Origin of the sequence: Siccibacter colletis, assembly GCF_025914095.1 — a bacterium.
GTDB classification, from domain to species: domain Bacteria; phylum Pseudomonadota; class Gammaproteobacteria; order Enterobacterales; family Enterobacteriaceae; genus Siccibacter; species Siccibacter colletis.
This window is the reverse complement of the sequence record NZ_CP074352.1, coordinates 1497299-1517193: the sequence shown is the minus strand read 5'-3', so window position 1 is coordinate 1517193 and position 19895 is coordinate 1497299. Positions and strand designations below refer to the sequence as shown.

The following is a 19895-nucleotide window of genomic DNA, read 5'->3' as shown; positions in this document are numbered from 1 at the left end:
CGCTTACATCGGCGATAAATTGAGGAAGAAGCGCTGCAGCCAACCCATGTTCTGCGCTTCGTTGATATAGCCGTTGCCGACATATTCGATACGGGCATCCGCCACCTGGGTGGAAGGAACCGTATTGGTACCGCTGATGGTGCGCGGGTTAACCACGCCCGAGAAGCGGATAAATTCTGTGCCCTGATTGATGGCGATCTGCTTTTCACCCACCACGTGCAGGTTGCCGTTCGCCAGCACCTGATCGACGGTCACGGTCAGCGTGCCGCTGAAGGTGTTGTTGGCGTTAGCGCCGCCTTTGCCGTTAAAGCCGTTATCCCCGGACGCGCTCATGTCAGCGCGCGCGTTGCCAAACAGGCCTTCGAGATAGCGCGGCACGGCGTCGAAGCCGAATTTACTGGAGCTGGTGCGGCTGGCGTTAGCGGAGGAGCTTTTGCTCGCGCTGACGTTTTCCTGCAGCTGAATGGTCAGGGTATCGCCGACGTTACGCGGACGACGATCCTCAAACAGCGGCTGGTAGCCGTAGTTGATCGGTTGTACCGACTGGAAAATAGATCCGTTAACGACCGGCGCGGGCGCGGGTACGGGCTGAGCGGTCGTCGCCCCCTGGACCAGTGGTGTAGAAGGCACCCATGCGCAGCCTGTCAGGGCGAGCGTCAGAGTCATCACTAAAGGGCTGAATTGCGCACCGGTTTTTTGCATTGCTTTCATCTTCAGTTTAGGCGGTCGGCGTGACGAAACCCGTCACGCCGAACCCGGCCTTAGAGTTGCGTCAGTTTTTGCAGCATCTGGTCTGTGGTGGAGACCGCTTTACTGTTGATTTCGTAAGCGCGCTGAACCTGGATCATGTTCACCAGTTCTTCAGCGACGTTGACGTTAGAGGTTTCCACATACCCCTGATACAGCAGACCGGAACCGTTCAGGCCCGGCGTGCTCTCGTTCGGCGCGCCGGAGGCCAGGGTCTCGGTGTAGAGGTTTTCACCAATACTTTCCAGACCGCTGTCGTTCATGAAGGTGGTCAGGTTAATCTGGCCGACCTGCACCGGTGCCGCGGCGCCCTGTTGGGTGACGCTCACCACGCCGTCACGACCGACGGTGATGCTGAGGGAGTTCGCCGGGATGGTGATCGCAGGCTGCACCTGGAAACCACCGGCGGTCACCAGCTGACCGTTCTGATCAACCTGGAAGGAACCGTCGCGGGTATACGCGGAAGTGCCGTCCGGCAGCAGGATCTGGAAGAAGCCCTGGCCTTTGATCGCCACGTCTTTACTGTTGTTGGTCTGCGCGAGGTTGCCCTGACTGTGCAGACGCTCGGTCGCCACCGGACGCACACCGGTACCGATCTGCAGACCGGACGGCAGCGTTGTCTGCTCGGAGGACTGCGCCCCCGGCTGACGGATGGTTTGGTACAGCAGATCTTCAAATACCGCGCGCTGGCGCTTGAAACCATTGGTGCTCACGTTCGCCAGGTTGTTGGCGATGACGTCCATATTGGTTTGCTGCGCGTCCAGACCGGTTTTAGCGATCCATAATGAACTGATCATAGAAAGTCCTGTTTATTAGCTCATCGACAGGAGCTGATTCGCTCGCTGTTCGTTGTCATCGACGCTGGAGATGATTTTCATCTGCATCTCAAAGCGGCGCGCGTTGGCAATCATGTCGGTCATCGCTTCGACGGGCTTAACGTTGCTGCCCTCAAGCACGCCGGCCATTACGCGAATGGTCGGGTCCGGCTGGAGCACCGCACCACGCGCCTGCTGGGCCTGCGCGTTAAGACGGAACAGACCGTCGTCACCGCGCACCACCTCATTGGCTTCCGCCTTCACCAGCTTCAGACGCCCTACCGGTGCTACCGTGTTTGGCGCATCGCCCGGGTTGAGGGACGAGATAGTACCGTCGGCTGCGATAGTGACCTGCGCGCCTTCCGGCACAACGATCGGACCGCCGTCGCCCATTACCGGACGACCCTGAATGGTCAACTGGCCGGTGGCGCTCACCTGGATGTTACCGTTGCGGGTGTAAGCTTCCGCACCGTCTGCGCCCTGCACGGCCAGCCAGCCGTCCTGTTGCAGCGCCACGTCCAGCGGACGCGTGGTGTAATCCAGATCGCCCGGGGTCATGTTCGCCCCAGGCGTTGAGGCGGTGACCAGCGTGCGGGTTGGCAGCGACAGCCCTTCGACCGGTACCGCGCGCAGCGCATTGAGCTGCGCACGGAAACCCGGGGTGGAGGCGTTGGCCAGGTTGCTGGCCGTCACCGCCTGTTGATTCAGGGTCTGACTGGCCGCGCCCATGGCGGTATATATTGCGTGATCCATTAAGCCGTCCCGTTAGTCGCTTAGCGCAGGTTAACCAGGGTGTTGAGGATCGAGTCCTGGGTTTTGATGGTCTGCGCGTTCGACTGATAGTTACGCTGCGCGACGATCATATTCACCAGTTCTTTACTCAGATCCACGTTCGAGGCTTCCAGCGCACCGCTGGTCAGCTTACCGAGGTTGCCGGTACCGGCAGAACCCAGCAGCTCAACGCCGGAGGCAGTGGTAGCAGCCCAGACGTTGTCGCCTTGAGAGGTCAGGCCTTCCGGGTTCGCGAAGCCAGCCAGTACGATCTGACCCAGCAGCTGTTTCTGATCGTTGGAGTAGTTACCCACGATGGTGCCGTCGTCGTTGATGTCATAGCCCACCAGGTCGCCCGGCTTGTAGCCGTTCTGGTTGGAGCTCAACAGGGTGTTGGCACCGGTGTTCTGCTGGGTAGACCCGGCGAAGCTCAGGTTGAATGCACCGGCAGCAGAACCGTTCAGGGACGCCATCGGGATTGAGATCTGGGTCGAGCCTGCCGGTACTGCGCCTGCGACGGTATCCAGCGCACCGCTATTGGTGAAGGTCAGGGTAGTCAGCGGCGCGGTCGGTGCCGTGGTGGTCACGCTGGTGTCCATGTTGTAGACATCCCAGGTGTTGGCGCCGGTTTTCACGTAGTACAGCTTAACGTTGTGATCGTTACCCAGGCTGTCGTAAACGGTCAGCGGCACGCTTTTGTTAAAGGTATCGGAGTTAGCCGGGTCGAACGGGGTCTGGGTCGGAATGTCGTCAGACGAGTTCAGGTTCATTACCAGCTGCGCGCTGTTGGTGGCGCTGGCAGGCATCTGACCGGTCGGGATGGTCAGGGCAATCGGGTCAGCACCCTGCTGGATGGTCGGCGGGGTGCCAGCAGCCGGATAACCGGTCACGGACATGCCCTGCATGTTCACCAGGTTGCTGTTCTGGTCAACTTTAAACTGACCGTTACGGCTGTAGAACACGCCGCCGTTGCTATCGACCAGACGGAAGAAACCGTTCTGGCTAATCGCAACGTCCAGTTTACGACCGGTGTTGGTAGTCACGCCGTCGCCGAAGTCCTGAGTGATACCGGCAACCTTAACGCCCAGACCCGCTTTCGAACCGGCAAACATGTCGGCAAAAGAAACGGAACCGGATTTAAAGCCATAGGTGGCGGAGTTGGCAATGTTGTTACCAATTACGTCGAGGTTGGTGCTCGCAGCATTCAGGCCGCTGACCGCTTGTGAAAAGGCCATGTCTTACTCCCGATAAGATTAAAGGCTTAAATAATTTGACGAACGTCGTCTAAGGTTTTCGTCCCGTAGGTACCCAGATCCAGTAAGCTCTGACCGTTACTGCGGGTAATGCCGTTCACCATTGCAAAGTGAAGCGGCTGCGCGACCAGCTGAGTACCACTGCTGCTGGCACTGATCGAAACATTGTAAGAACCATCCGGGGCGGCGCTGCCGTCTGCCAGCGTGCCGTCCCAGCTAAAGGTATGAACCCCGGCGCTCAGGGCACCGATATCAATGGTACGCACCACGGCACCGCTCTTATCGGTAACGGTGGCGGTGACTTTATCGGCTGCCTGCACCAGCTCCACGCCAAACGGCGTCGTGGTTTTGTTGCCAGCCAGAATGGTGGAGCCAGGGATCATCACGCCGTGGCCGATGAGGGCGCTGGCCGCCAGCGACTGGGTGTTATCGATCTGACCGGAGATAGATCCGAGCGTGGTGTTCAGCTTCTCAATCCCGCTCACGGTGTTGATCTGCGCCAGCTGGGTGGTCAGCTCGTTGTTTTCCATCGGGTTGGTGGGGTCCTGGTTTTTCAACTGGGCCACCAGCAGCGTCAGGAAGCTGTTCTGCAGGTCAGCAGCACTGTTACTGGCCGCCGCGCCGGTTGAGGACGTACTGGTACTGGAAACGCCAGACGTGCTGCTCATGGTTGGATCAATTGCCATACCGCTCTCCTTTATTGACCAATGGTCAGCGTTTTAAGCATCATGCTTTTTACGGTGTTCAACACTTCCACGTTCGCCTGATAGCTGCGGGACGCGGACATGGAGTTCACCATCTCCCCAACGACATCAACGTTAGGCATGCGCACATAACCATTGGCATCAGCGAGCGGGTTGCCCGGCTCATACACCAGCTTGTCCGGCGCCTGGCTTTCTACTACCCCGGAAACCTTTACGCCGCCGGTTGCCGCACCGGTCGGCGCATCAACTTCAAACACCACCTGTTTGGCGCGGTACGGCTGTCCGTCCGGGCCGGTGACGCTGTCGGCGTTAGCGAGGTTACTCGCCGCCACGTTCATACGCTTGGACTGTGCGGTCATCGCAGAGCCGGCAATGTCAAAAATGTTCAGTAAAGCCATCGGTTAGCCACCATTCGAAAGTACGGACATCATGCTTTTGATCTGCCCACCGAGGAACTGGAGGTCCGACTGGTACTTCAGGCTGTTATCGGCAAACTGGGTACGCTCACGGTCCATATCGACGGTGTTACCATCCATCGAAGGCTGATCGGGAATGCGGTACTTCAGATCAAGCGCCGGGGCAGCATGGGTCTGGGCAGGAATATGGCGCGCGGAGGTCATCGACAGCGCCACACCACTGCCGTCTGCCCGTCCACGCTCCATTACTTTTTTGAGCTCGCTGGAAAAATCAATATCGCGCGCCTGATACCCGGGGGTATCCGCGTTCGCGATATTGGCTGACAGGATCTCCTGACGCTGGGCACGCAGGTTGAGCGCTTCTTGTTCAAAACGCAGCGTGGCGTCGAGTTTGTCGATCATGGTTCCTCCGCTGATTGCAAAGATATGGCCGACAGCTTAATTCGCCTTTCGCGCGCGTTATCGACGGAATAAACGCAAAATGCGTCGCTATTTATTGCGTTGAAGGTTTGACCAACCTTGTACACTCATGGCCATTCCTTTACCGGAGGACCACCATGAAAAACCTGCTCCGCCTTACTGCCGCAACCTTTATCCTGTTAAGTCAGGTGGCCTTTTCGTCCGCGCTTGAGCCGCAACTTACGCAGTTTTTTGCCACCCGCCTCTCCGGTATCAGCGATGAAATTAATGTCACGGTGCGTACTCCCGATAATTTATTGCCTGGCTGCGAGCAGCCGGAGCTGAGCATGCCGGGTAACGCGCGCCTGTGGGGCAACCTGAATGTCGTGGCGCGCTGCCCCGGCGAGAAGCGCTACATTCAGGTCACGGTGCAGGCGACGGGCAATTATGTTGTCGCCACTCAGGCTATCCCGCGCGGCACGTCCCTGAGTGCCGGCAGCGTGACGATCAAGCGCGGTCGCCTTGACCAGCTGCCACCGCGTGCCATGCTGGATATCAACCAGGCGCAGGATGCGGTAACATTGCGCGACCTCGCGCCGGGGCAAACGGTTATGCTGTCGATGGTGCGCCAGGCATGGCGTGTAAAAGCGGGCCAGCGGGTGATGGTGGTCGCCAGCGGCGACGGGTTTAGCGTGAACAGCGAAGGCCAGGCGCTGAACAATGCGGCGGTGGCGCAAAATGCCCGGGTCCGCATGGCGTCGGGTCAGGTCGTGAGCGGCACCGTCAATCCTGATGGGAATATTCTTATAAATCTGTAATGGTTTAAAGATTTCCAGAATGCTGCCGATAGAGATAATCAACTACTGATGATGACTGGCTCTGCTGCCCCCTGAGCCCCCTCAATGAGGACTAAAGAATGAGCATTGATCGTACCTCGCCGTTAAAACCGGTTAGCACTGTGCAGTCCCGTGAACCGAACGAAGCCCTGCCGCAGAAAACGCGTCTTGAAAAAGCGCTCACTGCCAGCAGCGCCAACGTGACCCTGAGCGATGCCCAGGCGACACTGATGCAGCCAGGCACCAACGATATCAACATGGAAAAAGTTGAGGCGTTAAAAACCGCTATCCGTAACGGCGAGCTGAAAATGGATACCGGTAAAATTGCAGACGCCCTGATTTCCGACGCCCAGAGTTTCCTGCAGGATAAATAATGGTATGAGCCGTCTGTCAGAAGTGTTGGACCAAATGACCACCATCCTCAACTCGCTGAAAGAGGTGATGGATGCCGAGCAGCTACATTTATCCGCCGGACAGATCAACAGCAGCACGCTACAACGAATCACCGAAGAAAAAAGTTCGCTGCTGGCGACCCTCGATTATCTGGAACAACAGCGTCGCGCTGAGCAAACGGCGACGCGTAACGCGGATGAAGACGTCGCGCAGCGCTGGCAGATGATCACGCGTAAAACTCAGCACCTGCGCGAGCTGAACCAACACAACGGCTGGCTGCTTGAAGGGCAGATTGCGCTTAATCAGCGCGCCCTTGAAGTGCTCAAGCCGCACCAGGAGCCTGGTCTCTATGGTGCAGACGGTCACGCCTCGACCCTGAGCCGCGGCGGCAAGAAGATTTCGATTTAATCCTCATGGTGCAGGAATACAAAAAAGCCCGGTTCATCCGGGCTTTTTTATGGGCGCTCTGCGGCGCTAGACGGTACGGCGGGCAAAGTCCCGCGGCCTGAAACCGAGCAGCGCCAGCGTCGCGAAGTAGCTGCCTGCCCCGATAACCACCACGCCCATCAGACGCAGCAGACGCCAGAGCATTGTGCCGTCCTCCCAGGCCGGCATCAGGTGCAGCACGCCAAACAGCACACCCGCCATCACTAATACCGCCGCTATCAGACGCAGCAGGAAACCGCGCCAGCCCGGCAGCGGGGTAAAGATATTGCGCTTGCGCAGTTGCCAGTAAAGCAGGCTGGCATTAAGACAGGCCGCCAGACCAATCGACAGCGACAGGCCCGCGTGCTTCAGCGGACCGATAAACGCGAGGTTCATCAGTTGGGTCATGATCAGCGTGACGATAGCGATGCGCACCGGAGTTTTAATGTCCTGGCGCGCATAGAAGCCCGGCGCCAGCACCTTCACCAGAATGATGCCGATAAGCCCCACGCAATAGGCCATTAGCGCCCGCTGGGTCATGGCAGCGTCAAACGCGGTGAATTTGCCGTACTGGAACAGCGACACCGTGAGCGGTTTCGCGAGGATCGCCAGCGCGACGGCGCACGGCAGCGCCAGTAAAAAGCACAGGCGTAGCCCCCAGTCCATCAGGCGGCAGTACTCGTCCTGATTGCCGCTGGAGACGGTTTTCGCCAGCGAGGGCAGCAGAATGGTGCCCAGCGCCACGCCCAGCACGCCGGAGGGGAACTCCATCAGGCGGTCGGCATAGTACATCCACGACACCGAGCCGGAGGCGAGGAAGGAGGCAAAAATGGTATTGATGATGAGCGAGATCTGCCCGACGGAGACGCCGAGGATCGCCGGCCCCATCTGCTTCACTACCCGCATCGCCCCGGCATCGCGCAGGTTGATGCGCGGCAGCACCAGCATGCCAATTTTCTTCAGGTGCGGAAGCTGATACACCAGCTGCAGCACCCCGCCAACCGTCACCGCCCAGGCCAGCGCCAGTACCGGCGGGTCAAAGTAGGGTGCGGCGAACAGCGCAAAGCCGATCATGCTGACGTTCAGGAAGGTAGGAGCAAACGCCGGGACCGAGAAGCGGTTCCAGGTATTGAGGATCGCCCCGGCCAGCGACGCCAGCGAGATCAGCAAAATATAGGGGAAGGTGATGCGCAGCAGCTGGGAGGTGAGCGTAAATTTATCCGGCGTATCGGCAAAGCCCGGCGCGGTAACCAGAATCACCCAGGGTGCTGCGAGCATACCGAGTACCGTGACCACCGCCAGCGCCAGCGTCAGCAGCCCGGACACGTAGGCCACGAACACCCGGGTGGCGTCTTCGCCCTGCTTGTTTTTGTACTCGGCAAGGATGGGGACAAACGCCTGAGAGAACGCCCCCTCGGCAAAGATGCGCCGCAGCAGGTTGGGCAGCTTGAACGCCACAAAGAAGGCGTCGGTCGCGACCCCGGCGCCAAACACGCGCGCCACAATGGCATCGCGGGCAAAGCCCAGCACGCGGGAAAACATGGTCATCGAGCTGACGGCGGCCAGCGATTTTAACAGATTCATTAGTGTCGGGATCCATAAACACAAACGCCCGTCATTCCCGGCCAGCAATCACCGCACAGGCACGCTGCGCGGGAGGTATCGACGGAAGAATGCGGGCAGACGCCTGCATTTACAGGCGTCGGTATCAGCGAAGCGCTTAGTCTACTCAGTTAAGGCGGAATTACTACTTGCCTTATTCGCTCATCGCCTCGCGCCAGAGCTTTTCCACTACCCGTTGCGCCAGCAGCGCCTGTTCGCCTGCGGTTTGCGGAACCGTCTGATTTGTGACGCAGTCGATGAAGTGCCGGGCGCAGCCGGCGAAACCGCGCTGCTCCAGCGTGCTTTGCCAGCCGGGAACCGGCTGTGTCACCACCCCGGCACCGCGCTCTTCACGCCATTCGCGCATATCGGTGACCTCAAACAGGCCGCCGTCCGTCACCGCCTGTACCCATTCACGCTGGCTGCCGGCGCGACGATGCATACTGGTGGTGATCTGCAGCGCGTCGCGGGCGAAGTGGTGCTCAGCGTAGAGCATCTGCCCCTGCTCATTGGTAAGCAGCGTCCCGCTGGCCAGCGCTGCGTCGCCGCCCGCCAGCCACAGCGCGGTGTCCACCACGTGCAGGTAATCATCCAGCAGCGTGAAACGCAGGTCGTGTGGCCCGACGCTGTCGCTGCGGTGTTTGTCCATGCGAATGGATGCCGCATCGCCCAGCGCCGCTTTCAGTGCCTGATAGCGCGGGGCGAAGCGACGGTTGAAGCCAACCATCAGCGTCAGCCGGCGCTTTGCTGCCAGCTCCACCAGCCGTTCAGCATCCGCCAGGTTCTCGGCCAGCGGCTTATCGACGCAGACGTGCACCCCGGCGTTAAGCAGCTCGCTCACCACCGCATAGTGGCTACTGGTCGCGCTGTGGACAAATACCGCATCGCAGCGCGCGGCAAGGTTCGCCAGCGAATCCACATAGGGCATCCGGTAGGCCGCGCACACCGGCAGTGCTTTGTCGCGGGTCGGGGAAAACGCCCCTTCCAGCGTCCAGTCGGTCGCGTGTGACAGCACCGGCAACCAGGCTTTCTGCGCGATGCCGCCCAGTCCTACTACCCCAATACGTAATGTCGCCATCGCTTATTCTCCCAGGTGTGCCAGCACATGCTGCAGCCGCGTTTTCAGCTCCGCGACTTCAGCTTCCAGCGCCTCGACGCGCGCCTCCAGCGCCCCGGCAGGGGCAGCGGTTACCGTGGCGGCAACTGTATCCGGTGCGGCATCGCCGCTGAACAGATGCATATAGCGGCTTTCACGTTTTCCCGGCTCGCGCGCCAGACGCGCCACAAACGGGCCATCCTCACGGTTCGCCAGCGCCTCAAGCGCGTTTTCCACCTCGGTAATATCGGCGAATTCATGCATGCGGGCGGCGCGGAAACGCAGCTCGCCGGCAGTCTGCGGGCCGCGCAGCAGCAGCGTGGTAATCAGCGCCACCTCGGCCGGCGTGAACTTCAGGTTGCCGAATTCGGAATTGCAGAAGCGCTGCTCATATTTGGTGACCCGGTTACCAAAGCCGCTGACGGTGCGCAGGAAGTGGCGCTTCACCAGCGCGTCGAGCAGATCCTGGACCTCCGCGTCCTCAAAGTTCAGCACCGGCTCGCGGTTGGTTTTCTGGTTGCAGCCGGTCACCACGGCGTTGAGCGACAGCGGATACTGCTCGGGGGTCGTGACCTGCTTTTCAAGTAGCACGCCAGTTACCCGCGCCTCTTCAGGCGATAGCTGATATTTCATTGAGTCTCCTTAACGGCCCGGGGTCCACTGGCGAGTGGTCAGCGCGGTCAGGACGTGATCGCGCCACTCGCCGTCAATCAACAGATAGTCTTTGGCGTAGCCCTCTTTCTCAAAGCCAAGACGCGCCAGCAAATCGCCGCTGCGCTGGTTGTGGGGCATGTAGTTCGCCATGATGCGGTGAATATGCTGGGTGCGCTGCATATAGCGAATGGCGCTGGTCAGGGCTTCGAACATCATCCCCTGCCCCTGCCACTTCTCCCCCAGCGAATAGCCGAGGTAGCAGGCGTGAAACGAGCCGCGCACCACGTTGGAAAAATTCGCTACGCCGCGGATCTCGGTTTCGTCCGGGTCGAGCAGCGCAAAGTAGAATGCATTACCCTGCTTGTGCAGTTCATTGATCATGCTGAGCCGCGCCTGCCAGCCGGAGGGGTAGCAGTGGCTGTCATCGCGCACCGGCTCCCAGGGCTTGAGAAACTGCCGGTTCTCGGCGTAGTAGTCCGCCAGACGCCATGCGTCGCGGTCATACACCAGACGCACTACCAGGCGGTCGGTTGTCAGTCTTACTTTCGGCGCATTACTGCGGTAGCCAAACATCGTGTGCTGCTCCTTCATTCACCGGAACCTCCCTTTACCTCGCCGGGCACCGGGCGCGTATCCTCTTCATTCAATTACTATACCTGCCGAAAAGAGAACAGGGAAAACCGTTACGCGTCATTTTTTCGCGGGCGGGCCCGGTATCGATGAATGTCGTCAATCAAAGCACGGGTTTGATGAAAAAATATTGTCGCCGCGCGGGTGGGAAAATAACCAGCGGCACCGCAGAATAGAGCTCTTTTCCTGTCACTTTCCCGGAGGGGAAATGGCCAGCGTTTCACAGGCAAGGAGCCTGGGTAAATATTTCCTGCTTATCGATAATATGTTGGTCGTGCTCGGCTTCTTCGTCGTCTTCCCGCTTATCTCCATTCGCTTCGTCGATCAACTGGGGTGGGCGGCGCTGATGGTGGGGATTGCGCTCGGCCTGCGCCAGTTTATTCAACAGGGGCTGGGGATCTTTGGCGGGGCCATCGCCGACCGCTTTGGCGCAAAACCGATGATCGTTACCGGGATGCTGCTGCGCGCAGCGGGCTTTGCCACTATGGCGGTGGCGGTAGAGCCCTGGATGCTGTGGTTCTCCTGCGTGCTGTCGGCGCTCGGCGGCACGCTGTTCGATCCGCCGCGTTCGGCGCTGGTGGTGAAGCTGGTGCCGCCTGCCCAGCGCGGACGCTTTTTCTCGCTGCTGATGATGCAGGACAGCGCCGGGGCGGTGATTGGTGCGCTGCTCGGCAGCTGGCTGCTGCAGTACGATTTCCGGCTGGTGTGCGCCGCCGGGGCACTGGTGTTTGTGCTCTGCGCGCTGTTTAACGCCATCTGGCTGCCGGCCTGGAAGCTGTCGACGGTGAAGATCCCGGTGCGCGAGGGGCTGGGTCGGGTGCTGCGCGATCGGCGTTTCGTGACTTACGTGCTGACCCTCACCGGCTACTACATGCTGGCGGTTCAGGTGATGCTGATGCTGCCAATCATGGTGAACGATCTGGCCGGTACCCCGGCGGCGGTGAAGTGGATGTACGCCATTGAGGCCACGCTCTCACTGACCCTGCTCTACCCGATCGCGCGCGTGACGGAAAAATATTTCCGGCTGGAGCACCGGCTGATGGCGGGTCTGCTGTTAATGACGCTGAGCCTGCTGCCGGTGGGGCTGACCAGTTCACTGCAGCAGCTGTTTACCCTTATCTGCCTGTTCTATCTTGGGTCGATTATTGCCGAGCCGGCGCGGGAAACCCTGAGCGCGTCGCTGGCGGATTACCGGGCGCGCGGCAGCTATATGGGCTTCAGCCGTCTGGGGCTGGCCTTTGGCGGCGCGCTGGGTTATGCGGGCGGCGGCTGGTTCTTTGATGCCGGTAAAGCCAGCGGCCAGCCCGAGCTGCCGTGGCTGATGCTCGGTATCATCGGCGGCATGACCTTCCTTGCGCTGTGGTGGCAGTTTAGCCAGAAACGCCCGGCGCCAACCATGTTCGAGCCAGGCACCTGATTTGCTGCCTGGTTTTTTCTCTCCCATACTGAAAGTCCGAAGGCAATCAACTGGAGGAGAAACGTGAAGCTTTATATTTACGAGCACTGCCCTTTCTGCGTGAAGGCCCGTATGATTTTCGGCCTGAAAAATATCCCGGTCGAGCTGGTGGTTCTGCTTAACGACGACGAGGCGACCCCGACCAGAATGATTGGCCAGAAGATGGCACCCATCCTGCAAAAAGATGACAGCCGCTATCTGCCGGAAAGCATGGACATCGTCCACTACGTGGATAATCTCGACCACCAGCCGCTGCTCACCGGCAAGCGCAACCCGGCGATTGAAGAGTGGCTGCGCAAGGTCAACGGCTACGTGAATCGTCTGCTGCTGCCGCGTATCGCTCAGGCTCCCTTCGATGAGTTTTCTACCCCGGAAGCCCGGGCGTACTTCGTTAACAAGAAGGAAGCGGCGATCGGCTCGTTTGAAGATCATCTGGCGCACTCCGCCGGGCTTATCAAAAACATCAGCGACGATCTCAGAAGCCTCGATAAGCTTATCCAGCAGCCGAACGCGGTAAACGGCGAGCTGTCCGAGGATGACATTCACCTGTTCCCGATCCTGCGCAACCTGACGCTGGTGGCGGGCGTCGATTTCCCGACCCGCGTGGCGGATTACCGCGACAATATGGCGAAACAGACCCAGGTTAATCTGCTGTCGTCGGTGGCCATCTGACTCTCAGGCCGGTGTCCGCACCGGCCTTTTAAGCCAATTCCGCTAGTAATCCCCCTCCTGTTACCCGATGATATGCCCCGTCATACGTTGACACCGACGTGCATCGAGGAACCCATGAAAAAAATTATTATTGCCGCCGCGCTGGTGTTGAGCGGCCTTGTTGTTGGCTGCAATCAGCTGACCCAGTACACCGTAAGCGAGCAGGAAATTAACCAGGCGCTGGAAAAGCGCAATAACTTCTCAAAAGATATTGGGCTGCCGGGTATCGCCGACGCGCATATCGTGCTGACTAACCTGACCAGCCAGATTGGTCGCGAAGAGCCGAATAAAGTGGTGTTATCGGGCGACGCGGCGCTGGACATGAAATCCCTGTTCGGCAACCAGAAGGCCGATGTCACCCTGAAGCTGAAAGCGCAGCCGGTGTTCAACAAAGAGAAAGGGGCTATCTTCCTGCAGGATATGGATATCGTGGATGCCACCGTGAAGCCGGAGAAGATGCAGGGCGTGATCAAAACCCTTCTACCCTATCTCAACCAGAGCCTGCGTGACTACTTCAACGCCCATCCGGCTTATGTGCTGAGCGAGGACCGCAGCGAAGGTGAAGCGCTGGCGAAAAAACACGCCACCGGTATTGACGTTAAGCCTGGCGAAATCATTATCCCCTTCTCGCTGTAATCGCATCTGCCGACGGGGGCGCTGCCCCCGTTAATTTCAGGAAAAGAGTGCAAACGAAAACGTTTCCCTCTATCCTTAGTGCCCGGCATAAATCCAGCCATGACTGACTGATTCCCCTAGCCGGAGCACATTCCAATGACTGCACAACCCCAGGTTATCACCCTTCGCCGTCCTGACGACTGGCACGTTCATCTGCGCGACGGCGATATGCTGCGCACCGTTGTTCCTTATACCAGTGAACACTACGCCCGCGCGATTGTGATGCCGAACCTGGTGCCGCCGGTGACCACCGTCGAGGCTGCGCGTGCTTATCGTCAGCGTATCCTTGATGCCGTGCCTGCCGGGCAGCGCTTCGAACCGCTGATGACCTGCTATCTCACCGACTCCCTCGATCCCAACGAAGTGGAGCGCGGTTTCCGCGAGAAGGTGTTTACCGCCGCCAAGCTCTATCCGGCCCATGCCACCACTAACTCCAGCCACGGGGTCACCAGCATCGACAGCATCATGCCGGTGCTGGAGCGCATGGAAAAACTGGGGATGCCGCTGCTGGTGCACGGTGAAGTGACGCATGCCGAGATCGATATTTTCGATCGCGAAGCGCGCTTTATTGAGACGGTCATGGAGCCGCTGCGTCAGCGCCTGCCGGCGCTGAAAGTGGTGTTTGAGCACATCACCACCAAAGATGCCGCCGACTACGTGCGCGACGGCAACTCGCTGCTGGCTGCGACCATCACCCCGCAGCATCTGATGTTCAACCGTAACCATATGCTGGTGGGCGGCGTGCGCCCACACCTGTACTGTTTGCCGATTCTCAAGCGCAACGTGCATCAGCAGGCGCTGCGTGAGCTGGTGGCCAGCGGCTTCGAGCGGGCGTTCCTCGGGACTGACTCTGCCCCGCACTCCCGCCTGCGCAAAGAGGCCAGCTGCGGCTGTGCGGGCTGCTTCAACGCCCCGACGGCGCTGGGCGCGTACGCCACGGTGTTTGAAGAGATGAACGCTCTGCATCATCTGGAAGCCTTCTGTTCGCTGAACGGCCCGCGCTTCTACGGCCTGCCGGTCAACGAGGAGACTATTGAGCTGGTGCGCGAAGAGAGCCAGGTGGAGGAGAGCATTGCGCTGGGCGATGACAGCATCATTCCGTTCCTCGCCGGGGAAACCGTGCGCTGGCGCGTAAAAGGCTAAGCAAAAAATATTTACCGCCCCCTGTTGCATGTCGCTGCGGCTAACTGTATATATATACAGTAAATTTAGCAGGGGGCAATTATGCGTGTAGAAGTCACCATTTCAAAACTGACCCAACTTCCACCCGGTGCGGCTGACGCGCTGGCCTGTGAACTCACCCGTCGTATTGACCAGCATTATCCGGACCTGCCCAATCAGGTCACGGTACGTTATGCCTCCGCCAATAACCTCTCCGTATTTGGCGGTGCGAAAGAAGACAAAGAGCGCGTCAGTGAAATCCTTCAGGAAACCTGGGAAAGCGCCGACGACTGGTTTAATGCCAGTTGACTTGCCCGTACGCCATGTAATGCTGATGCGATAACTGCGCCTTCCCCGCGGGCGGATGAATAATCCTGCCGGCAGCGCCGTTTCGCAACAGCATCATCTGGTGCAGGGTAACCCCCTCGTGATGTTCGCCGGGTACGCCACCCGGTTTTTTTTAATTTTCCTTTGCTGGTATTTTAAGCACTATTCTTATTGATCGTTCCCTTTCGCAAATTATTTCCGCCGTTTTGCCGCTTAAATGTGCAATTAAATCAGAAATCAGCAAATTTATGTTGCAAGGTATTTAATTGCTGCTGTTTTTCGTATAAACGTTGATATACTTAACAAGCTTCAATAAAACTGAAAACACGCATTGAACCTCAAAAGTCGTTGTCTTTTAACACGCATTAAGGGGGTTATAATGGTTAAGAATAATGAAGTAATCCAGACTCATCCCCTTGTTGGATGGGACATCAGCACCGTAGACAGTTACGATGCGCTGATGCTGCGCCTGCACTATCTGGCAGCCCCGCAGGACGATCATGATGAAACGGAAGTAGGCAGCACCCTGTGGCTTACCACAGATGTGGCACGACAATTTATCTCCATTCTTGAAGCCGGTATTGCAAAGATTGAGTCCGGTGAATACCAGGAAAATGATTATCGTAAGCACTGAGTTAACCGTGCTCTCTTCCCACCTCACAGGCACCCCATCGGGTGCCTGACTTATTTCTGGCGCCGCTTAATTATCATCGCGCACCGGGTAAATAACCGGCTGCGATCGCTGAATACGCTTATGATTTGCAGGGAGATATTTTCTCTGCTAATTGCCCGCTATATTCCTGATAAAAAATCCCGACGGCCGCGAATAATTTGACGTAGTTCTTGAGTATCGCGATCGCCTTAATTACTCTGCTAACCATCAGTTATTGCACAGAGAAAATCCCATGCACTATGACTTAATTATTGTCGGCAGCGGTTCAACGGGCGCAGCGGCAGGCTACTACGCCACGCGCGCCGGATTAAAGGTTCTGATGGTAGACAGCTTCCACCCGCCGCATCAGGAAGGCAGCCACCACGGCGATACCCGGCTTATCCGCCACGCCTATGGTGAAGGCGAGCGTTACGTACCGCTGGTGCTGCGCGCCCAGGCGCTGTGGGATGAATTGCAGGCGCAAACTGAAGAAACGATCTTCGAGCGCAGCGGCGTGGTTAACCTTGGCCCGGCTGAGTCTGATTTCCTCACCAACGTCGCGCAAAGCGCGCGCGAGTTCCAGCTGCCGCTGGAAACCCTCACGGCGGCGGAGATTGCTGCCCGCTGGCCGGAGATCGTGGTTCCGGACCACTACATCGCCCTGTTTGAACCTGACTCTGGCGTGCTGCACAGTGAAAACGCCGTCCGGGAGTGGATCCGCCTGGCGCGGGAAGCCGGGTGCGCGCAGCTGTTTAACTGCCCGGTCAGCGCCATTGAGTCTACCGCCGACGGCGTAAACGTGACCACCGCCGACGGCATCTACAGCGCGGCGAAAGTGCTGGTCAGCGCCGGAACCTGGGTCGGCAAGCTGCTGCCCGACCTGCCGATTACGCCGGTACGCAAGGTGTTCGGCTGGTTCCAGGCTGACGGGCGCTACAGCGTGAAGAATAACTTCCCGGCCTTTACCGGCGAGATGGACAACGGCGACCAGTTCTACGGCTTCCCGGCGGAGAACGACGCCCTGAAAATCGGCAAGCATAACGGCGGGCAGCCCATCTCCAGCGCTGAAGAGCGCAAGCCGTTTGGCGGCTACCCGGGCGACGGCTCCGAGGCGTTTGCGTTTCTGCGCCAGTTCCTGCCGGGCATCGGCGGCTGCCTGTACGGCGCAGCCTGCACCTATGACAACTCCCCGGACGAAGATTTCATCATTGACACCCTGCCCGACCAGCCAGCCATCATGGTGATCACCGGACTCAGCGGCCACGGCTTCAAGTTCGCCCCGGTGCTGGGTGAAATCGCCGCGCAGTTCGCCGCCGGTGAAACGCCGGCGCTGGATCTGGCCCCGTTTTCCCTGGCGCGTTTCCGCTAGCAACTTTCCCCGGCATCATGCCGGGGTACAACTCCGCCGCCGGGCGCGGCGTTCATCCTTAATCTGCGGTAACGCCTGATGCGTCGAGTTATTCAATTTTTAATCAATAATGTGCGTCAACACCTGATGCTGTATATCGTGCTGTGGGTAGTGCTGGCTATTCTGGATATATTTCTTATCGCCACGCTGTAATATTTCCCGCTGCGCTCACATTGACACCAGATGACTTATATTTACAGTAAGCTGACAAATAACTGAAAATTTATTTATATTCCAACAGATTATTAGAATAAATCACGCGCGTGACTAAATCGCCAAAAAACGCCATTTATCAGTATGGTGTGGTCAAAAAGCCATAAATCAATCGACGCTTTTGTCGATGACACCCATTACATCACCAAAAATTTCGAACCAAATAACATTCCCTTTCCAATAATTATTTTTTTATTGCTTTTCTTATTTTCACACGCCATTGTTATTTCCATTACTTTTTATTAACGGAAGAAGTGCTATGCAGTGGCGTAATTCTCCTGCGCGTTACGGTGTGGTCTCGGTGGCAATCCACTGGCTGGTTGCGGCAACGGTATACGGCATGTTTGGCCTGGGTTTATGGATGGTCACCCTCGGCTATTACGACAGCTGGTATCATCCGGCACCGGAGCTGCATAAAAGCATCGGCATCCTGCTGATGATGGTGATGGTCGTGCGCGTGATCTGGCGCTTCATCTCCCGTCCGCCCAGGGCGCTGGCCAGCTACTCCCGCCTCACCCACCTCAGCGCGGTGGCGGCCCATATTCTGCTGTACGTTATCCTGTTCTCAATTCTTATCAGCGGCTATCTGATCTCGACCGCTGACGGTAAACCAATTTCCGTTTTCGGTCTGTTTGAAGTGCCTGCGACCATTACCGATGCCGGGGTGCAGGCCGATCTGGCAGGACAAATTCATCTCTGGCTGGCCTGGAGCGTGGTGATCCTCTCCGTGCTGCACGGCCTCGCCGCCCTTAAACACCATTTCATCGATAAAGATGTCACCCTCAAGCGCATGCTGGGGAAAACGTCACGTTAACCATGGAGCGAAACATGAAAAAAAGCCTGCTGGGGGTTACTTTAGGTGCCCTGCTGTTCACTACCGGCTCTGCCGTAGCTGCTGATTACAAAATTGATAAAGAGGGCCAGCACGCCTTCGTTAACTTCCGCATTCAGCACCTGGGTTACAGCTGGCTGTACGGAACCTTCAATGATTTCGACGGTACCTTTACCTTCGATGAAAAAAATCCGGCGGCCGATAAGGTCAACGTGACCATCAACACCACCAGCGTGGATACTAACCACGCCGAGCGTGATAAGCACCTGCGCAGCGCTGACTTCCTGAACGTGGCGAAATTCCCGCAGGCGACCTTCGTCTCCACCGCCGTGAAGAAAGATGGCGACGAGCTGGACATCACCGGTAACCTGACGCTGAACGGCGTTACCAAACCGGTCACCCTTGAAGCGAAGCTGATGGGTCAGGGCGACGATCCGTGGGGCGGCGTGCGCGCTGGCTTTGAAGCGGAAGGCAAGATCCACCTGAAAGACTTCAACATCACCACCGATCTCGGCCCGGCGTCTCAGGACGTTGAGCTGATTATCTCTGTGGAAGGTGTGCGTCAGAAGTAAGACGCCAGAAACAACAAAGGGCAGCGGGGTTATCCCTCGCTGCCCTTTTTTTATCGCTGGCGCTTATTCCGGATCGGGAATACCCAGCCGGGTATTCAGACGCCCGCGGGATTTATTGAAGATCTTATTGCCGTTTTCACGGCCCGCGCGGCGGCGACGCTGCTCCTCTTCCGGCAGCACCGACTCTTCAGCGCACAGTTCGCTGCAGCAGCCGTTGAACTTCGCCGCGCACGACGGACACTGGATAAACAGCAGATGACAGCCGTCGTTCTTGCAGTTGGTGTGGCTGTCGCAGGGCGTACCGCACTGGTGGCAGTGCGCAATCACGTCATCGGAGATACGCTCGCCCATGCGCTCGTCAAACACGAAGTTTTTACCGACGAAGCGTACCGGCAACCCCTGTTCGCGGGCGCGGCGGGCGTACTCAATGATCCCGCCTTCGATGTGCCACACTTTGCTGAAGCCGTTGTGCCGCATCCAGGCGCTGGCTTTCTCGCAGCGAATGCCGCCGGTGCAGTACATGACGATTTTCTTGTCTTTATGTTCCTGCATCATCTCAACCGCTTTCGGCAGCTGCTCGCGGAAGGTATCCGCCGGGATCTCCAGCGCGTTCTCGAAATGGCCCACTTCGTACTCGTAGTGGTTGCGCATATCGATAAACACCGCGTCCGGATCGTCGAGCATGGCGTTCACTTCCGCCGCTTTGAGATAGTCGCCGACGTCACTGGCATCAAAATCCGGGTCGTCAATGCCGTCGGCTACGATGCGTTCGCGCACTTTCATGCGCAGCACCCAGAAGGATTTGCCGTCGTCATCCAGCGCGATGTTGAGACGCAGGCCGTCCAGCGCCGGGTCGAAGCCGTACAGCACGTCGCGGAACGCGTCGACTTTACTTTGCGGCACGCTTATCTGGGCGTTAATGCCTTCGTGGGCAAGATAGATGCGGCCAAACACGTCCAGCGCGGTAAACGCCTGCCAGAGCGCATCGCGCGTGGCTTTCGGATCGGCAATGGTGAAGTACTTATAGAATGAGATGGTAGTACGCGGCTCGGTTTCGGCGAGCATACGTTCTCTGAGCGCCTCATTCGAGATGCGGTTGTGTAACACTGGCATGGTGTACGTGGTCCTGCATTCGTGAGTGAAATG

The 19895-nt window shown here is 58.2% G+C and carries 25 protein-coding genes; 13 read left to right on the top strand and 12 right to left on the bottom strand.

All coding sequences use genetic code 11. From position 1 onward, the window contains the following. Positions 1-3: 3 nt before the first annotated feature. The 7 genes from flgH to flgB are packed head-to-tail and all read right to left on the bottom strand — an operon-like array spanning position 4 to position 5108. Complete coding sequence (flgH, locus tag KFZ77_RS07255) at positions 4-702, bottom strand: flagellar basal body L-ring protein FlgH (protein ID WP_201770421.1); 699 nt, start codon at positions 700-702, stop codon at positions 4-6. A 59-nt stretch (positions 703-761) separates the two neighbouring features. Beyond that, entirely contained in the window at positions 762-1544 is a 783-nt protein-coding gene (gene flgG, locus KFZ77_RS07250; protein WP_031520025.1) for a flagellar basal-body rod protein FlgG, read from the bottom strand. A 15-nt stretch (positions 1545-1559) separates the two neighbouring features. Continuing rightward, positions 1560-2315: a flagellar basal body rod protein FlgF gene (locus tag KFZ77_RS07245; protein WP_031520026.1), complete on the bottom strand. Its 756-nt coding sequence runs from the start codon at positions 2313-2315 to the stop codon at positions 1560-1562. A 20-nt stretch (positions 2316-2335) separates the two neighbouring features. Then, the gene (gene flgE, locus KFZ77_RS07240; protein ID WP_264385853.1) at positions 2336-3568 is read right to left on the bottom strand and encodes a flagellar hook protein FlgE; all 1233 of its coding nucleotides are present in this window, start codon (positions 3566-3568) and stop codon (positions 2336-2338) included. Positions 3569-3594: 26 nt separating this feature from the next. Beyond that, positions 3595-4272 carry a flagellar hook assembly protein FlgD gene (gene flgD, locus KFZ77_RS07235; protein ID WP_031520029.1) on the bottom strand — a complete coding sequence of 226 codons (678 nt, stop codon included), beginning with the start codon at positions 4270-4272 and terminating at the stop codon, positions 3595-3597. 11 nt (positions 4273-4283) lie between these two features. Next, a complete protein-coding gene (gene flgC / locus KFZ77_RS07230) occupies positions 4284-4688 on the bottom strand; it encodes a flagellar basal body rod protein FlgC (RefSeq protein WP_031520030.1) in 405 nt (134 codons plus the stop codon). Between the two features lie 3 nt (positions 4689-4691). After that, positions 4692-5108: a flagellar basal body rod protein FlgB gene (flgB, locus tag KFZ77_RS07225; protein ID WP_031520032.1), complete on the bottom strand. Its 417-nt coding sequence runs from the start codon at positions 5106-5108 to the stop codon at positions 4692-4694. A gap of 155 nt (positions 5109-5263) precedes the next feature. Between flgB and flgA the strand changes: the two genes are divergently transcribed. From flgA to flgN, 3 genes are all read left to right on the top strand, one after another. Continuing rightward, positions 5264-5923, top strand: coding sequence for a flagellar basal body P-ring formation chaperone FlgA (gene flgA / locus KFZ77_RS07220; RefSeq protein ID WP_264385852.1), 660 nt, complete (start codon positions 5264-5266; stop codon positions 5921-5923). 98 nt (positions 5924-6021) lie between these two features. Beyond that, positions 6022-6315 (top strand): flagellar biosynthesis anti-sigma factor FlgM, encoded by a 294-nt coding sequence (gene flgM / locus KFZ77_RS07215; RefSeq protein WP_031520036.1) that lies wholly within the window; start codon positions 6022-6024, stop codon positions 6313-6315. 4 nt (positions 6316-6319) lie between these two features. Continuing rightward, entirely contained in the window at positions 6320-6742 is a 423-nt protein-coding gene (flgN, locus tag KFZ77_RS07210; RefSeq protein WP_031520038.1) for a flagella biosynthesis chaperone FlgN, read from the top strand. A gap of 66 nt (positions 6743-6808) precedes the next feature. Here the strand turns inward: flgN and murJ are convergent, their stop codons facing one another. From murJ to rimJ, 4 genes are all read right to left on the bottom strand, one after another. Beyond that, the gene (gene murJ, locus KFZ77_RS07205; RefSeq protein ID WP_264385851.1) at positions 6809-8344 is read right to left on the bottom strand and encodes a murein biosynthesis integral membrane protein MurJ; all 1536 of its coding nucleotides are present in this window, start codon (positions 8342-8344) and stop codon (positions 6809-6811) included. Between the two features lie 172 nt (positions 8345-8516). Then, a complete protein-coding gene (locus KFZ77_RS07200) occupies positions 8517-9440 on the bottom strand; it encodes a Gfo/Idh/MocA family protein (protein WP_031520041.1) in 924 nt (307 codons plus the stop codon). Positions 9441-9443: 3 nt separating this feature from the next. After that, positions 9444-10091 carry a DUF480 domain-containing protein gene (locus KFZ77_RS07195; RefSeq protein ID WP_031520042.1) on the bottom strand — a complete coding sequence of 216 codons (648 nt, stop codon included), beginning with the start codon at positions 10089-10091 and terminating at the stop codon, positions 9444-9446. 9 nt (positions 10092-10100) lie between these two features. Beyond that, entirely contained in the window at positions 10101-10685 is a 585-nt protein-coding gene (gene rimJ, locus KFZ77_RS07190) for a ribosomal protein S5-alanine N-acetyltransferase (RefSeq protein ID WP_031520044.1), read from the bottom strand. A gap of 265 nt (positions 10686-10950) precedes the next feature. On the opposite strand from rimJ, the gene mdtH reads away from it, so the two are divergent. The 10 genes from mdtH to KFZ77_RS07140 all read left to right on the top strand — a co-directional run bounded on the left by mdtH (position 10951) and on the right by KFZ77_RS07140 (position 18749). Further along, on the top strand, positions 10951-12159 hold the full coding sequence (mdtH, locus tag KFZ77_RS07185; protein WP_264385850.1) for a multidrug efflux MFS transporter MdtH: 1209 nt from the start codon (positions 10951-10953) through the stop codon (positions 12157-12159). A 63-nt stretch (positions 12160-12222) separates the two neighbouring features. Beyond that, positions 12223-12870, top strand: coding sequence for a glutaredoxin 2 (grxB, locus tag KFZ77_RS07180; RefSeq protein ID WP_031520047.1), 648 nt, complete (start codon positions 12223-12225; stop codon positions 12868-12870). A gap of 114 nt (positions 12871-12984) precedes the next feature. After that, positions 12985-13545, top strand: coding sequence for a lipoprotein (locus tag KFZ77_RS07175; RefSeq protein ID WP_031520049.1), 561 nt, complete (start codon positions 12985-12987; stop codon positions 13543-13545). 135 nt (positions 13546-13680) lie between these two features. Then, positions 13681-14727 (top strand): dihydroorotase, encoded by a 1047-nt coding sequence (pyrC, locus tag KFZ77_RS07170; protein WP_264385849.1) that lies wholly within the window; start codon positions 13681-13683, stop codon positions 14725-14727. An 81-nt stretch (positions 14728-14808) separates the two neighbouring features. Further along, a complete protein-coding gene (gene dinI, locus KFZ77_RS07165) occupies positions 14809-15054 on the top strand; it encodes a DNA damage-inducible protein I (protein WP_031520053.1) in 246 nt (81 codons plus the stop codon). A 397-nt stretch (positions 15055-15451) separates the two neighbouring features. Continuing rightward, positions 15452-15706, top strand: coding sequence for a biofilm formation regulator BssS (gene bssS / locus KFZ77_RS07160; protein ID WP_029696377.1), 255 nt, complete (start codon positions 15452-15454; stop codon positions 15704-15706). A 271-nt stretch (positions 15707-15977) separates the two neighbouring features. Next, positions 15978-17093 (top strand): N-methyl-L-tryptophan oxidase, encoded by a 1116-nt coding sequence (gene solA, locus KFZ77_RS07155; RefSeq protein ID WP_264385848.1) that lies wholly within the window; start codon positions 15978-15980, stop codon positions 17091-17093. A 78-nt stretch (positions 17094-17171) separates the two neighbouring features. Continuing rightward, entirely contained in the window at positions 17172-17285 is a 114-nt protein-coding gene (locus tag KFZ77_RS07150) for a DUF2770 family protein (protein ID WP_072001966.1), read from the top strand. A 319-nt stretch (positions 17286-17604) separates the two neighbouring features. Further along, positions 17605-18159: a cytochrome b gene (locus tag KFZ77_RS07145; RefSeq protein ID WP_264385847.1), complete on the top strand. Its 555-nt coding sequence runs from the start codon at positions 17605-17607 to the stop codon at positions 18157-18159. A gap of 14 nt (positions 18160-18173) precedes the next feature. Beyond that, positions 18174-18749 (top strand): YceI family protein, encoded by a 576-nt coding sequence (locus KFZ77_RS07140; protein ID WP_264385846.1) that lies wholly within the window; start codon positions 18174-18176, stop codon positions 18747-18749. A 63-nt stretch (positions 18750-18812) separates the two neighbouring features. Here the strand turns inward: KFZ77_RS07140 and trhO are convergent, their stop codons facing one another. Continuing rightward, on the bottom strand, positions 18813-19862 hold the full coding sequence (gene trhO / locus KFZ77_RS07135) for an oxygen-dependent tRNA uridine(34) hydroxylase TrhO (RefSeq protein ID WP_031520057.1): 1050 nt from the start codon (positions 19860-19862) through the stop codon (positions 18813-18815). Positions 19863-19895 lie beyond the last annotated feature (33 nt).

Excerpts from the sequence above, each read along its gene's own strand:
- flgH (WP_201770421.1), bottom strand. The coding sequence starts at position 702 with ATGCAAAAAACCGGTGCGCAATTCAGCCCTTTAGTGATGACTCTGACG.
- flgG (WP_031520025.1), bottom strand. The coding sequence starts at position 1,544 with ATGATCAGTTCATTATGGATCGCTAAAACCGGTCTGGACGCGCAGCAA.
- KFZ77_RS07245 (WP_031520026.1), bottom strand. The coding sequence starts at position 2,315 with ATGGATCACGCAATATATACCGCCATGGGCGCGGCCAGTCAGACCCTG.
- flgE (WP_264385853.1), bottom strand. The coding sequence starts at position 3,568 with ATGGCCTTTTCACAAGCGGTCAGCGGCCTGAATGCTGCGAGCACCAAC.
- flgD (WP_031520029.1), bottom strand. The coding sequence starts at position 4,272 with ATGGCAATTGATCCAACCATGAGCAGCACGTCTGGCGTTTCCAGTACC.
- flgC (WP_031520030.1), bottom strand. The coding sequence starts at position 4,688 with ATGGCTTTACTGAACATTTTTGACATTGCCGGCTCTGCGATGACCGCA.
- flgB (WP_031520032.1), bottom strand. The coding sequence starts at position 5,108 with ATGATCGACAAACTCGACGCCACGCTGCGTTTTGAACAAGAAGCGCTC.
- flgA (WP_264385852.1), top strand. The coding sequence starts at position 5,264 with ATGAAAAACCTGCTCCGCCTTACTGCCGCAACCTTTATCCTGTTAAGT.
- flgM (WP_031520036.1), top strand. The coding sequence starts at position 6,022 with ATGAGCATTGATCGTACCTCGCCGTTAAAACCGGTTAGCACTGTGCAG.
- flgN (WP_031520038.1), top strand. The coding sequence starts at position 6,320 with ATGAGCCGTCTGTCAGAAGTGTTGGACCAAATGACCACCATCCTCAAC.
- murJ (WP_264385851.1), bottom strand. The coding sequence starts at position 8,344 with ATGAATCTGTTAAAATCGCTGGCCGCCGTCAGCTCGATGACCATGTTT.
- KFZ77_RS07200 (WP_031520041.1), bottom strand. The coding sequence starts at position 9,440 with ATGGCGACATTACGTATTGGGGTAGTAGGACTGGGCGGCATCGCGCAG.
- KFZ77_RS07195 (WP_031520042.1), bottom strand. The coding sequence starts at position 10,091 with ATGAAATATCAGCTATCGCCTGAAGAGGCGCGGGTAACTGGCGTGCTA.
- rimJ (WP_031520044.1), bottom strand. The coding sequence starts at position 10,685 with ATGTTTGGCTACCGCAGTAATGCGCCGAAAGTAAGACTGACAACCGAC.
- mdtH (WP_264385850.1), top strand. The coding sequence starts at position 10,951 with ATGGCCAGCGTTTCACAGGCAAGGAGCCTGGGTAAATATTTCCTGCTT.
- KFZ77_RS07175 (WP_031520049.1), top strand. The coding sequence starts at position 12,985 with ATGAAAAAAATTATTATTGCCGCCGCGCTGGTGTTGAGCGGCCTTGTT.
- pyrC (WP_264385849.1), top strand. The coding sequence starts at position 13,681 with ATGACTGCACAACCCCAGGTTATCACCCTTCGCCGTCCTGACGACTGG.
- dinI (WP_031520053.1), top strand. The coding sequence starts at position 14,809 with ATGCGTGTAGAAGTCACCATTTCAAAACTGACCCAACTTCCACCCGGT.
- bssS (WP_029696377.1), top strand. The coding sequence starts at position 15,452 with ATGGTTAAGAATAATGAAGTAATCCAGACTCATCCCCTTGTTGGATGG.
- solA (WP_264385848.1), top strand. The coding sequence starts at position 15,978 with ATGCACTATGACTTAATTATTGTCGGCAGCGGTTCAACGGGCGCAGCG.
- KFZ77_RS07150 (WP_072001966.1), top strand. The coding sequence starts at position 17,172 with ATGCGTCGAGTTATTCAATTTTTAATCAATAATGTGCGTCAACACCTG.
- KFZ77_RS07145 (WP_264385847.1), top strand. The coding sequence starts at position 17,605 with ATGCAGTGGCGTAATTCTCCTGCGCGTTACGGTGTGGTCTCGGTGGCA.
- KFZ77_RS07140 (WP_264385846.1), top strand. The coding sequence starts at position 18,174 with ATGAAAAAAAGCCTGCTGGGGGTTACTTTAGGTGCCCTGCTGTTCACT.
- trhO (WP_031520057.1), bottom strand. The coding sequence starts at position 19,862 with ATGCCAGTGTTACACAACCGCATCTCGAATGAGGCGCTCAGAGAACGT.